Genomic DNA, 12,348 nt, shown 5'->3' on the forward strand with positions numbered 1-12,348 from the left:
CGAGTTTACGGTTGGTTTTCGTCAACAATTAATACATCTTCGATAATGACTTTTTCCATCGGAACATTGCGCATTCCAGGGATAGGTCCGGTTTTGGTTGGCTTGTTTACGATTCTATCGACCACATCCATGCCAGAAGTGATTTCAGCAAATACGGTATAGCCAAATTTGTTAGCGCTGCCGTCTAAGTAGCTATTGTCGTTAACGTTAATAAAGAACTGGCGAGTAGCGCTGTGTGGGTCGTTAGTGCGAGCCATTGCTACTGTGCCGCGCTTATTGCTTAAGCCGGTTTTCGACTCATTTTCTACAGGGCGATAGGCATCTACCTTCTCGTAGTTAATTGAGTAGCCGCCGCCTTGCACCATAAAGTTAGAAATAGTGCGATGAAACAAGGTGCCTTTGAAGCTGCCGTCTTCTACATAGCGCAAAAAGTTGGCAACGGTTTTAGGCGCTGCTTCAGCCTTTAGTTCCATTTCAAATTCACCTTGATTGGTGATGAATTTTAAGGTTTGTGCGCTAGCGCTAAGGCTTAAGCCGGATAAAACAAACGCAACTAAAGTGCTGCGAATAAGGCCCAGGTTCATAATTGATACTCCAATACTTCAATAAGTTGCGGGTCGTTGGCGATTTGCGTCAGTAATTCAGACAGCTGTGAGCTCATGGCTTCACTTTGCTTAGTTACATTGACGGAAAACGCGCCTTCGTTAGTGTGGGTAGAGCGAAACTGTTTGGTTAAGGTTTTGTGAGGGGTATCGATGGTTACTTTTAAGCGCATGGTTGAGCTGGCGGCATGTTTAACGCTGCTTTCTTCTACCTTATTAGCAAGCTCTAGTATATCGATAGTAATAAGATTAGGTGAGTCTGGTACAAAACCAATACCTTGTTGTTGCCAGGCCGCAGATAACTGTTGCTCGATGTTTTGGCGCAAGTTGCTGCTGCTTGAGATGAGCTGGGCTTGTTCTTCACCCTCTTGGTGAATGCTAATTAAAAAGCGGTTGCTGCGTAAATCTTGAGATTTTATTGCTGCAATTATTGAGTGTTGAGCCGGATCATTCACTTCAATGCTTGGGTTTAATGCTACCTGTTCTGGTTGGCTGCTACAGGCGCTAAGCCCTAATACGCCGCCTATGAGCAAAGCGGGCAATAAAAACTGAGTTTTCAAGTTGTTCACCTTAATGAGTGGATTAACGCTTAGTGCAGCTCAGAATAACAAATTTGCTATTACTCGCCAGTAACTTATAACCGCCAAAGTAAGATTTTAACAGTGGGTGGTAGCCCAAGTGTCGATTGGCAACAACGATCAAGCGACCGTTACTGCGCAAACAACGCTTAGCATCACCAAACATTTGCTGCGCAATATGGCTAGAAATGGTGTTTTGTTGATGAAAGGGTGGATTACACAATACTAAGTCGGCACTGTCATCGGCTTGGTGCTGTAAGGCATTGTCATGATTGAAGCTGCAGTCGTTGATACGCTCGGGAAAGTTAAGCGCCACATTGTTTTTAGCCGACGCCAGCGCCATTGCTGACTCGTCACAAAAAGAGACCTGAGCGTTGGGGTAGTGTTTGAGCGCTTGCAAGCCTAGCAAACCATTACCACAACCTAAATCGATAACCTGATTAAAATCACCTTGCGGGAAGTTGTCTAACAAAAAGCGACTGCCAATATCTAACTTGCCAAAACAAAACACATTGGCGTGGTCGTTCAAGCTAAATTGGTGCTCAGCCACCTTCCATTGCTTAGGATAAGGATTAGCCGAGTGAATACCTTGATAGTGACCAAACAGCAGCCGCGCTTTTTTCTTTGCTAATGAGGTTGTGACTTTGCCAAGGTGTTTTTCAAACAAGGAGAATACCGACTTAGGCAAGTTCTTTAGCATGACTCCGCAAGCAAACAGGCTGTCTGCCAATAGTATCTGCTGCAATGCTATCAGTTGATATTCCAAATAGTTGAGGCTTTTGGGCTGGCGCATTAACACCAACTCACAGGCGGGAAGGCTAACGGTGCTGCTTAGTTGCTGGAGCCGCTCATTAGCATGAAGATTATTCGCTTGTAGGTTCTCTGCTAAGGCTTGCTGTGCAATAAAGGAATCGCTGAGCCAATGTATTTGGCTATTGGCAAATTGGGGATGAGCTAATAGTGCACATGCCAAGGCGCCAAATTCATCATTCATGATGAGTATTTGCTGAGGCACGCTAGTTTGCTCAAAGGCAAAGTTGAGCATTAATTCGTCAGCTGCATTCCATGCTTGTAGTTCGCTAGCCGCTTGTTTTGGGTAGCGCGATAAGCTCAATTGGAGCGAGTTAATTTGCAATTCATGACTCATATTGGATTTGTACGCTGCAGGCCTTGATTAGTGGCTGCAGTGTATCTAAGTTGGGGGCTAAACTAAAGCAACACCCATATGGAAATAGGCTGTCGTACGTGGTGCTAGCAGAAGATATTAAACTAGAAGACATTGTTCATCATCAGCGTTGGTTAAAAGCCGAATCTGCAGAGGCGCTCTATCAGCAATCGCTTAGTGGTTTACCGTGGCAACAACATACCATCAAACTATTTGGCAAAACTTGCCTTGAGCCACGACTATCCTTGTGGATTGGCGATGCCAATACCGCCTATCGCTATTCCGGTGAGTGGCGTAAACCAATGGCGTGGCCAAGTTTCTTGATACCCTTAAAGCTGGCAGTGCAGCAGAAAAGTGGTCATCAGTTTAATAGTGTATTGCTCAACTACTATCGAGATGGACACGATTACATGGGCTGGCACAGCGATAACGAAAAACAATTGGGTAAACACCCGATTATTGCTTCGTTAAGTTTGGGGCATGCTCGACGTTTTTTATTTCGTAATAAATCCAAAGACCAACAACATGAGTATTTATTAGGGCATGGTGATTTACTGGTTATGAATGGCTTATGCCAAGATCAGTGGCAGCATAGATTGCCGAAAGCATTACGGGTAAAACAGCCGAGGATCAATTTTACTTTTCGTTATACAATGCCAAATGACTAATCTCTACAGGAAGCAAAGATGCGGGTTGAAACACTAATCACTAATAAATTGCAGCAACATTTTGCGCCAGTGCATTTAGAAGTGGTGAATGAGAGTAATATGCATAACGTGCCTGCAGGCTCTGAAAGCCACTTTAAAGTGACCATTGTAAGCGAAGCATTTGAAGGAAAGCGTCTGCTCCAACGCCATCGTGCGGTAAATCAGTTGTTGGCAGAAGAGCTGCAAAATGAGATTCACGCCTTGGCGATGCATACTCTCACTCCTGCGCAATGGGCAGAGCAACAACAAGTACCTGATTCTCCGCAGTGTCGTGGCGGACAATAGTTAAAACACTGCATCAAATAAGGATTGTTTAATGCGGGCATATATAAAAGTAGCGCTATTCGCGCTGCTGTTAAATGGTTGCTTTGACCGCACTGCTAAGCAAGGTGAGTCTCAGCCTGTAGAGCATACATGGACTTTAGTGACCTCGTGGCCAAAGCATCTACCAGGTTTGGGTTCTACACCTGAGCGCTTTGCTGAAGAAGTTGCCGCTATGAGTAATGGCCGTATGCAAGTAAATGTATATGGTGCTGGAGAACTTTATCAGGCTTTAGAAGTATTTGAGGTAGTCTCTGAAGGTAAGGCTGAGATGGGCCATAGTGCGGCTTATTATTGGCAAGACCAGCTTCCAGCTGCTGCTTTTTTCAGTTCAGTCCCCTTTGGTATGCGAGCTAAAGAGCTTAACGCATGGCTCTACCTTGGTGGTGGTTTAGAGCTTTGGCGTGAACTATATGCGCCGTATAACTTAATTCCATTTCCTGGTGGCAATACCGACGCGCAAATGGGTGGCTGGTACAACAAAAAAATCACTAAAATTGCGGATTTTAAAGACTTAAAAATGCGCTTGCCTGGCTTAGGCGGGCGAGTACTTGAACTGGCCGGCGGACAGCCGACAAATTTACCCGCTGGGCAGCTTTATACTGCTTTGCAGTCTGGTGAGTTAGATGCGGTTGAGTGGGTGGGACCATACAATGACCTTGCGTTTGGCTTTCATAAGGTAGCACCTTACTACTATTACCCCGGCTGGCACGAGCCCAGTACCACCTTAGAATTTGTGATAAACCAAGAGGCTTTTTCCGCCTTGCCTGCTGATTTACAACGAATTGTTGAAAATGCCACCAAAGTCGTTAATCAAGAAACCCTTAACGAATATGTGGTCTACAATATAGAAGCGCTCAATGTGCTGGCTAATGAGCATGGTGTAGAGGTAATAGCTTACCCCGATGATGTGCTTGCTTCGCTTAAAGGTTACAGTGTAGAAGTTATTCAAGAGTTAGCCCAGCAGGATCGGTTCTTTGAAAAGGTTCTCAATAGTTATCAACGATTCCAATTTGGAGTGCTGAAGTACAATCAAGTGGAGCTGGTTCCAACAACCTTAGAATAGGCTAAAAATTACCATAAAAAAATTATGGTGATATGCCAGCAATTTGAGCTTTGTTTGGTGGAAGCATGACTTGTTTTACAAGTCTGTTAACAATCCTCTAACACTTAAGTCGAATAGCTTAGGTTTTTGGCCTTTTTCTTTGGAGAAATAGGATTAATTGGTGCTAGAATACACGCGATTTCTGTGTCTTGTTAGTTAATTGTCTAAGACTTGTTAGCTGAACTACCCATTTTTGAGTACAAAAGTTACACAGGGATCATCGCTCGTCTTCCGACCCAACACATGTGTAAGAGAGTATGATTACAATAAATAAAGGACTGGATCTGCCGATTAAAGGCGGTCCCAAACAGCAAATAGTAGACGCGTCTATTATTACCAAAGTTGCTGTACTCGGAGAAGATTATGTAGGCATGCGTCCTACAATGAAAGTTCGAGTGGGTGATGTGGTAAGCCAAGGTCAGACGCTGTTCGAAGATAAGAAGAACCCCGGCGTTATATTTACCGCACCTTGTGCTGGCGTTGTTCAAGAAATTAACCGTGGTGCCCAACGAGTATTGCAGTCTGTTGTTATTGAAAAACAAGACGGCGATAGTGTTGATTTTGGTGCCCTAAGCGATGCAGAAATCGACAGCGCAGATCGCGCCGTGATTGTAGACAAGTTAGTTAAGTCAGGCCAATGGGTTGGCTTAAGAACTCGTCCATACAGCAAAGTGCCAGCAGTAGACTCAGAACCTTCTGCCATTTTTGTTACTGCCATCGACACTAACCCTCTCGCTGCCGATCCAAAAGTGGTGATCGACCAAAACGAAAGTGCTTATTTAACAGGCTTACGTGTTTTGTCTCGTTTAACTGCTGGGGAAGTATTTGTTTGTAAGGCAAATGATAGCTTACCTAAGTCGGATGCAGCCCGTGTTGAAGAACACGTATTTGCTGGCCCGCATCCAGCAGGTTTAGCTGGAACGCATATTCATACCTTAAAGCCTGCTAGTGCTCAGCGCACAGTTTGGACGCTTTCTTACCAAGAGGTGATTGCATTTGGTCACCTGTTTGCTAGCGGCAAAATTTACAACCAACGTGTTGTTTCTTTGGCTGGTCCGGTGGTTAAAGAGCCTCGTTTAGTGCGTACCGAGTTAGGCGCTAACGTTGTTGAGTTGACCGATGGAGAGCTGGTTGACGGCGAGCACCGCGTTATCTCTGGCTCAGTGCTTATGGGGAACCATGCTACTGGTCCTAACGCTTATATTGGTCGTTATCACCAACAAGTTGTTGCGCTGGAAGAAGGCTATGAGAAAGAGTTCATGGGGTGGGCTGTGCCTGGTACCAGTAAGTTCTCTTTAGCGCGAATATTTATCTCTGGCCTTAATAAGAGCAAATTGTTCCCATTCACAACAACTACCGGTGGTAGTGCGCGTGCAATGGTGCCAATTGGTCAGTATGAGCGCATTATGCCGCTAGATATTTTGCCTACTCTATTGCTTCGAGATTTGTTGGCTAATGATACCGACAGTGCTCAACAACTAGGTTGTTTAGAGCTAGATGAAGAAGATTTGGCACTGTGTACCTTTGTGTGTCCTGGCAAATACGAGTACGGCAGCGTGCTACGTGATTGTTTGACCAAGATTGAGAAGGAAGGTTAAGCATGAGCAGTATGAAAGATTATATTGAAAAGATTGAACCACAATTCTTACCTGGCGGTAAGCATGAAAAGTGGTTCGCTTTATACGAAGCAGTAGCGACGTTTTTATACTCGCCAGGCTTGGTAACTAAGAAAAACACTCACGTACGTGATGCGATTGACTTAAAACGTATCATGATTTTTGTTTGGGTTGCGTTAATGCCAGCTATGTTCTTTGGCATGTACAACGCGGGTATCCAGGCTAATGAAGCAATTATCGCAGGTGCTGGTACCGTACCAGACGATTGGCATGGCGCGCTAATTAGCATGCTAGGGGTTCCAACGGGGGCCGAAGCTGGCTGGATAGCGTCGATGATATACGGGGCAATTTTCTTTTTGCCTATTTATCTAACCGCTTTCGCCGTAGGTGGCTTTTGGGAAGTATTGTTTGCTTCTGTACGTGGCCACGAAGTTAACGAAGGTTTCTTTGTTACCTCTATCTTATTTGCACTTACGCTGCCTGCAACCATGCCGCTATGGCAAGTTGCCTTAGGTATCACCTTTGGTGTTGTAGTGGCGAAAGAAGTATTTGGCGGTACCGGTAAAAACTTCTTAAACCCTGCTTTAGCTGGTCGTGCTTTCCTATTCTTTGCTTACCCAACTGCCATTTCTGGTGATGCGGTATGGACCGCGGTAGACGGTTACTCTGGCGCAACAGCACTAAGTGTTGTTGCAGCAGAAGGCATGCAAGGTTTGGTTGACCAAGGTATCTCTTGGAGCGACGCATTCTTTGGCTTTATTCAAGGTTCAAGTGGCGAAACCTCAACCTTCTTGTTAGCGCTAGGTGGTTTGTTCCTCATCTTCACGCGTATTGCATCTTGGCGCATTGTTGCTGGTGTATTGGTTGGTATGGTGATTAGCAGCTTGCTATTGAACATGGTTGGCTCCGACAGCAACATGATGTTCCAATTGCCTCCTCATTGGCACTTGGTACTTGGTGGCTTTGCTTTAGGTATGTTCTTTATGGCAACCGACCCTGTATCAGCTTCATTTACTAACAAAGGTAAATGGTGGTATGGCGGCTTAATTGGTGTGATGGTGGTGTTAATTCGTGTAGTTAACCCTGCATTTCCAGAAGGCATGATGTTGGCAATTCTATTCGCTAATTTGTTTGCTCCAATTTTTGACTACTTTGTAGTTCAAGCCAATATCAAACGGAGGCTTGCTCGCGATGGCCAGTAATGATTCCTTAGCCAAAACCATTAAGGTTGTTGTTGGCGTAAGTTTAGTATGTTCAATTGTGGTATCTCTTGCGGCAGTTGGCCTACGTGGCATGCAACAACAGAATGCGGTTGAAGATAAACAGAAAAACATTTTAGCGGTATCTGGTGTAGCGCTAGATGGTCGCAATGTAGCAGAGGTTTATTCGCAGGTTATTGAACCGCGGGTAATTGATATCGAAACCGGTGAGTTTGTTGCTCAAGACCAAATTGACCCAGCGACTTTCGAACAACGTAAATCAGCTAAAGATCCTGCTACTAGCATTCGTTTATCTAGCGAAGAAGATATTGCTGGTATCGTTCGTCGTTCTAACCTTGCTAGCGTGTATCTTGTTAAAGACGAGCAAGGCGAAATTGAACGGGTTATTTTGCCAGTACATGGTCGTGGTCTTTGGTCAACTATGTACGCGTTCTTGGCTATTCAGCCAGACGGCAATACCGTTGATGCGATTGTTTACTATGACCAAGGGGAAACTCCTGGTTTAGGTGGTGAAGTAGCCAATCCATTGTGGCAAGACAAGTTCATCGGCAAAAAGCTGTTTGATGAAAACGGCGATACTGCGATCTCTGTGATTAAAGGTAGTGCTCCAGCCGACTCACTTTACGAAGTGGACGGATTATCTGGTGCAACGCTAACCAGTAACGGTGTCGATGCCACCTTCAAATTTTGGTTAAGTGATAAAGGCTTTGGTAAGTTCCTTGCCAAGTTGCAACAGGGAGGCCTAAACAATGGCTGATGCTAAGGAAACCAAAAAGGTTCTATTTGGGCCTGTTTTTGCAAACAACCCTATCGCGCTGCAAGTGCTTGGTGTTTGTTCTGCATTAGCGGTAACCAGTAAGTTAGAAACTGCGTTTGTAATGACCCTAGCCGTAATTGTTGTTACTGCGTTCTCTAACTTGTTCATCTCTATGATTCGTAATCACATTCCTAGCAGTGTACGAATCATCGTTCAAATGGCGATTATTGCTTCATTGGTAATTGTGGTAGACCAAGTGCTGAAGGCGGTGGTTTACGACATTTCTAAGCAGCTCTCGGTATTTGTTGGTTTGATTATTACCAACTGTATTGTAATGGGCCGTGCAGAAGCCTTCGCAATGAAGGAACCACCGTTTAAATCATTCCTTGATGGTATCGGTAATGGCTTAGGCTATGGTGCTATTTTGATGTCGGTAGGTGCTGTTCGTGAACTATTTGGTTCGGGCTCGCTATTTGGCATCGAAATTATGCCATTGATCAACAATGGCGGTTGGTACCAACCAAACGGCTTATTGTTATTACCTGCTTCGGCATTCTTCATTATTGGTTTGTTGATTTGGGCCTTGCGTACTGCATACCCAGAGCAAGTAGAGCCGAAGGAGTAATCGAGTGGAACATTATATTAGTTTGTTAGTTCGCTCTATTTTCATTGAAAATATGGCTTTAGCTTTCTTGCTAGGTATGTGTACCTTCCTAGCGGTTTCTAAGAAAGTTAAAACTGCATTTGGCTTGGGTGTAGCGGTTATTGTGGTATTGGGTATCTCAGTACCAGTAAACCAGCTTATCTACTTCAACTTATTGGCTCCTGGCGCGCTAAGCTGGGCTGGCTTGCCAAATGCCGATTTAAGCTTTTTGGGCTTCATTACCTTTATTGGTGTTATTGCTGCCTTAGTACAAATACTAGAAATGGTATTAGATAAGTACTTCCCGGCCTTGTACCAAGCTCTAGGTATCTTCTTACCGTTGATTACCGTTAACTGTGCCATCTTTGGTGGTGTGTCGTTCATGGTTCAGCGTGAGTACAACCTTGGCGAATCTTTGGTATACGGTATAGGTAGTGGTATCGGTTGGATGTTAGCCATTGTGGCGCTAGCCGGTATTCGAGAAAAAATGAAGTATTCAGACGTGCCAGATGGTTTACGTGGTTTAGGTATTACCTTTATCACCGTAGGTTTAATGGCAATGGCGTTTATGTCGTTCTCAGGCGTTCAGCTTTAAGACGGCCAATAACTACAAGGAAAATTAGTCGATGGAAATTATTCTCGGCGTAACCATGTTTACCTTGCTCGTCTTGGCTTTAGTAACAATCATTTTGTTTGCTAAGTCTAAGCTGGTAAGTTCTGGTGACATTCAAATTTTAATTAATGATGATCCTGCCAAGGCGATTACTACTCAAGCGGGTAGTAAGTTGCTGGGTGTATTAGGTAATTCAGGTATCTTCGTATCTTCTGCCTGTGGTGGCGGTGGCTCTTGTGGTCAATGTCATGTTCACATTCATGAAGGTGGCGGTGATATTCTTCCTACTGAATTAGATCATATTAGCAAGCGTGATGCTGCTACTGGTTTACGTTTAGCCTGTCAGGTTAATGTTAAGCAAGACATGAAAATTTCGTTACCAGAAGAAATTTTTGGTGTGAAAAAATGGGATTGTGAAGTTATTTCTAACGATAACAAAGCAACCTTTATTAAAGAGCTTAAATTACAAATTCCTGATGGTGAATCAGTACCATTCCGTGCTGGTGGTTACATTCAAATTGAAGCTCCGGCTCACCACGTTAAGTACTCTGACTTTGATGTTGAAGAGCAATACCGTGGCGACTGGGAACACTTTGGTTTCTTCAACTTAGAATCTAAAGTTGACGAAGAAACCATTCGTGCTTACTCAATGGCTAACTACCCAGAGGAAGAAGGCATCATCATGTTGAACGTGCGTATTGCTACGCCGCCGCCAAATAACATGAGCCTACCTTGCGGTAAGATGTCCTCGTACATCTTTAACCTAAAAGCAGGTGATAAAGTTACTATCTCTGGTCCATTTGGTGAGTTCTTCGCGAAAGAAACCGATGCTGAAATGGTATTTATTGGTGGTGGTGCAGGTATGGCACCTATGCGTTCGCACATTTTCGACCAGCTTAAGCGATTGAGCTCGAAGCGTAAAATTAGCTTCTGGTATGGTGCACGTTCACGTCGTGAGATCTTCTATGAAGAAGACTTCGATATGTTGGCCCGTGAAAACGAAAACTTTGAATGGCATGTTGCTCTATCTGATCCGCAACCTGGAGACGATTGGGAAGGTAAAACAGGCTTCATTCACAACGTATTGTTTGAAAACTACTTACGTGACCACGATGCCCCAGAAGATTGTGAGTACTACATGTGTGGTCCACCGGTAATGAATGCTGCTGTTATTAACATGCTTAAAGATTTAGGCGTGGAAGACGAAAACATTCTACTTGATGACTTTGGTGGCTAAACCGTGAGTTTAGTGAAGCATTATTGGCTAGCCCTGCTTGGGCTAGCCTTTTTTATTAGTGGCTGTAGTGAGCAAAACAATTTGTATACCTTACAAATTGAAGGGCGCACTATGGGAACCTATTACCAAATAAAGTTAGTTGAGCCTGAGGCCAAACTGCCAGATGGCGACAAGCTGCAAGCTAAAATTGACCAAGTGTTACAACAAGTCAATCAAGAGATGTCTACCTACATAGCCGATTCTGAATTGTCACGTTTTAACCAGCACTCTAGTAATCAGGCGATTAGCATTTCAGATAATCTAGCTTTGGTGATTGAAGCCTCTTTACAGCTCTCAGAAGAGTCTAATGGTGCTTTTGACGTAACCGTAGGTCCGCTGGTCAACTTGTGGGGCTTTGGACCTGAGGGGCGTCCTGAGAAGCGACCTAATGACCAGCTACTTGACGAAACTCGTGCTAAAATTGGCTACCATCACTTAAGTTTGAATGCTGGTAAGTTGTCAAAGGATCTACCTGAGCTTTATGTGGATTTATCAGCTATTGCAAAAGGCCACGGAGTAGATCGTGTTGCCGATTTGCTGGAAGCTGAAGGTTACTTGAACTACATGGTCGATATTGGTGGTGAGTTACGCCTAAAAGGTCACAATGACAAAGCCCTTGGCTGGCGCATTGCTGTAGAGAAACCCTTGGCTGAACAGCGGGCGGTTCAAAAAGTGATTGCACCGGGTGATAATGGTTTAGCGACATCGGGTGATTATCGAAATTATTTTGAGCAAGATGGGGTCAGATATTCACACACCATCAATCCAAATACCGGTAAACCGATTGCCAACCATATTGTGTCGGTAACCGTTATCGATGAAACCAGCATGATGGCCGACGCTTACGCCACCGCATTTACGGTAATGGGAGTGGAGCAAGCGATGGAATTTGCTGAAGCTAAGCAGCTAGCGGTGTATATTATCGAGAAGCAAGAGAACGAATTTGTTGAGCATATCAGTGCCAAATTTGTGCCTTTTGTAGTCCAATAACAGAATAAGGAGTCGTAATGGCTTATTTTTTGGTGACATTCATTTTCTTCATGGTGGTTATTGCCGCCATGGCTGTGGGCTACATTTTCCAAAAGAAAACCATTAGCGGAAGCTGTGGCGGAATTGCTTCTTTAGGCATCGAAAAGGTGTGTGACTGTCCCGAGCCTTGCGATAAACGCAAAGCCAAAATGGCCTTGGTAGAGCAAAAGAAAAAGGCTCGCCAAGCGATGTTAGATGAACATCGAATCATCTAAATAAAAAGCGCCTCACGGCGCTTTTTTATATCTTGTGATTTACAATCCGCCTCTTACTAAGCGCACTGCATAATCATCGTCTTTTTTATCTAAGTCTATTTCGCCACTAATAAATTTGATAAACCAAGCTTTGGTTGTAGTAAGGCTATCAGGGGTTGCTGTCCAATAAGGTATCGAAACCCCTAAAGCAGAGGGAAAGATGTTCTCGTTAATCGCTGGGTCATAACAGCTGTATTCTATTAGGTGGCTAAGCTCTTTTACATTAGGTAGGCGCCAATCGTTGTATCCAGCGAGCGTTGAGTTGGGGCCCTCTTCAACGGCTTGTTTCCAGGTCAGGCTTAGCGCTGCACCAGTGCAGGTGCTGCCATCCCAAGTTCTTCCTACACTACAGCGGGCCCACATCAAATTGGTTTCTTGGTCTGAAATAGTTTGGTCGTTGTTATCAACAAATCGGCTATCTGGAGCAGTTAATGGTGATGATGCCAAGCAAATGCTAGCACT

Annotated in this window: 15 protein-coding genes; 11 read left to right on the forward strand and 4 right to left on the reverse strand. The window is 44.3% G+C overall.

Annotated features, from left to right (window positions below):
- Positions 1–5: 5 nt before the first annotated feature.
- From K5609_RS05190 to K5609_RS05200, 3 genes are read right to left on the reverse strand one after another with little or no spacing between them, the layout of a single operon-like run.
- A complete protein-coding gene (locus tag K5609_RS05190; protein WP_221076261.1) occupies positions 6–584 on the reverse strand; it encodes a peptidylprolyl isomerase in 579 nt (192 codons plus the stop codon).
- Positions 581–1,162 carry a YajG family lipoprotein gene (locus K5609_RS05195; protein WP_221076262.1) on the reverse strand — a complete coding sequence of 194 codons (582 nt, stop codon included), beginning with the start codon at positions 1,160–1,162 and terminating at the stop codon, positions 581–583. Before K5609_RS05195 ends, K5609_RS05190 begins: the two co-directional genes overlap by 4 nt.
- Positions 1,163–1,184: 22 nt before the next feature.
- On the reverse strand, positions 1,185–2,327 hold the full coding sequence (locus K5609_RS05200; protein ID WP_221076263.1) for a methyltransferase: 1,143 nt from the start codon (positions 2,325–2,327) through the stop codon (positions 1,185–1,187).
- A gap of 98 nt (positions 2,328–2,425) precedes the next feature.
- Between K5609_RS05200 and K5609_RS05205 the strand changes: the two genes are divergently transcribed.
- The 11 genes from K5609_RS05205 (at position 2,426) to nqrM (ending at position 11,847) form a co-directional block, all read left to right on the forward strand.
- Complete coding sequence (locus tag K5609_RS05205; protein WP_221076264.1) at positions 2,426–3,013, forward strand: alpha-ketoglutarate-dependent dioxygenase AlkB family protein; 588 nt, start codon at positions 2,426–2,428, stop codon at positions 3,011–3,013.
- Positions 3,014–3,031: 18 nt separating this feature from the next.
- Positions 3,032–3,337, forward strand: a complete 306-nt coding sequence (locus K5609_RS05210; RefSeq protein WP_163132135.1) for a BolA family protein — start codon at positions 3,032–3,034, stop codon at positions 3,335–3,337.
- 31 nt (positions 3,338–3,368) lie between these two features.
- Complete coding sequence (locus K5609_RS05215; protein WP_221076265.1) at positions 3,369–4,439, forward strand: TRAP transporter substrate-binding protein; 1,071 nt, start codon at positions 3,369–3,371, stop codon at positions 4,437–4,439.
- Between the two features lie 296 nt (positions 4,440–4,735).
- Entirely contained in the window at positions 4,736–6,076 is a 1,341-nt protein-coding gene (locus K5609_RS05220; RefSeq protein WP_221076266.1) for a Na(+)-translocating NADH-quinone reductase subunit A, read from the forward strand.
- Positions 6,077–6,078: 2 nt separating this feature from the next.
- Positions 6,079–7,296: an NADH:ubiquinone reductase (Na(+)-transporting) subunit B gene (locus tag K5609_RS05225; protein WP_221076267.1), complete on the forward strand. Its 1,218-nt coding sequence runs from the start codon at positions 6,079–6,081 to the stop codon at positions 7,294–7,296.
- A complete protein-coding gene (locus K5609_RS05230; protein ID WP_221076268.1) occupies positions 7,286–8,071 on the forward strand; it encodes a Na(+)-translocating NADH-quinone reductase subunit C in 786 nt (261 codons plus the stop codon). Before K5609_RS05225 ends, K5609_RS05230 begins: the two co-directional genes overlap by 11 nt.
- Positions 8,064–8,696, forward strand: a complete 633-nt coding sequence (locus K5609_RS05235; protein WP_016400315.1) for an NADH:ubiquinone reductase (Na(+)-transporting) subunit D — start codon at positions 8,064–8,066, stop codon at positions 8,694–8,696. Before K5609_RS05230 ends, K5609_RS05235 begins: the two co-directional genes overlap by 8 nt.
- Positions 8,697–8,700: 4 nt before the next feature.
- Positions 8,701–9,309: an NADH:ubiquinone reductase (Na(+)-transporting) subunit E gene (gene nqrE / locus K5609_RS05240; RefSeq protein ID WP_016400314.1), complete on the forward strand. Its 609-nt coding sequence runs from the start codon at positions 8,701–8,703 to the stop codon at positions 9,307–9,309.
- A 31-nt stretch (positions 9,310–9,340) separates the two neighbouring features.
- Positions 9,341–10,564, forward strand: coding sequence for an NADH:ubiquinone reductase (Na(+)-transporting) subunit F (nqrF, locus tag K5609_RS05245; RefSeq protein WP_016400313.1), 1,224 nt, complete (start codon positions 9,341–9,343; stop codon positions 10,562–10,564).
- Between the two features lie 3 nt (positions 10,565–10,567).
- Positions 10,568–11,593, forward strand: a complete 1,026-nt coding sequence (locus tag K5609_RS05250; protein WP_221076269.1) for an FAD:protein FMN transferase — start codon at positions 10,568–10,570, stop codon at positions 11,591–11,593.
- A gap of 17 nt (positions 11,594–11,610) precedes the next feature.
- Positions 11,611–11,847: a (Na+)-NQR maturation NqrM gene (gene nqrM / locus K5609_RS05255; RefSeq protein ID WP_016400311.1), complete on the forward strand. Its 237-nt coding sequence runs from the start codon at positions 11,611–11,613 to the stop codon at positions 11,845–11,847.
- 39 nt (positions 11,848–11,886) lie between these two features.
- On the opposite strand, the gene K5609_RS05260 is transcribed toward nqrM, so the two are convergent.
- The gene (locus K5609_RS05260; RefSeq protein ID WP_221076270.1) at positions 11,887–12,333 is read right to left on the reverse strand and encodes an Lcl C-terminal domain-containing protein; all 447 of its coding nucleotides are present in this window, start codon (positions 12,331–12,333) and stop codon (positions 11,887–11,889) included.
- Positions 12,334–12,348 lie beyond the last annotated feature (15 nt).

Source organism: Agarivorans aestuarii (assembly GCF_019670125.1).
Lineage (GTDB): Bacteria > Pseudomonadota > Gammaproteobacteria > Enterobacterales > Celerinatantimonadaceae > Agarivorans > Agarivorans aestuarii.

Bases quoted from the DNA above. Each gene is read 5' to 3' on its own strand.
- K5609_RS05230 (WP_221076268.1), top strand. From the start codon at position 7,286: ATGGCCAGTAATGATTCCTTAGCCAAAACCATTAAGGTTGTTGTTGGC.
- nqrM (WP_016400311.1), top strand. From the start codon at position 11,611: ATGGCTTATTTTTTGGTGACATTCATTTTCTTCATGGTGGTTATTGCC.
- K5609_RS05215 (WP_221076265.1), top strand. From the start codon at position 3,369: ATGCGGGCATATATAAAAGTAGCGCTATTCGCGCTGCTGTTAAATGGT.
- nqrF (WP_016400313.1), top strand. From the start codon at position 9,341: ATGGAAATTATTCTCGGCGTAACCATGTTTACCTTGCTCGTCTTGGCT.
- K5609_RS05225 (WP_221076267.1), top strand. From the start codon at position 6,079: ATGAGCAGTATGAAAGATTATATTGAAAAGATTGAACCACAATTCTTA.
- K5609_RS05190 (WP_221076261.1), bottom strand. From the start codon at position 584: ATGAACCTGGGCCTTATTCGCAGCACTTTAGTTGCGTTTGTTTTATCC.
- K5609_RS05200 (WP_221076263.1), bottom strand. From the start codon at position 2,327: ATGAGTCATGAATTGCAAATTAACTCGCTCCAATTGAGCTTATCGCGC.
- K5609_RS05235 (WP_016400315.1), top strand. From the start codon at position 8,064: ATGGCTGATGCTAAGGAAACCAAAAAGGTTCTATTTGGGCCTGTTTTT.
- K5609_RS05220 (WP_221076266.1), top strand. From the start codon at position 4,736: ATGATTACAATAAATAAAGGACTGGATCTGCCGATTAAAGGCGGTCCC.
- K5609_RS05210 (WP_163132135.1), top strand. From the start codon at position 3,032: ATGCGGGTTGAAACACTAATCACTAATAAATTGCAGCAACATTTTGCG.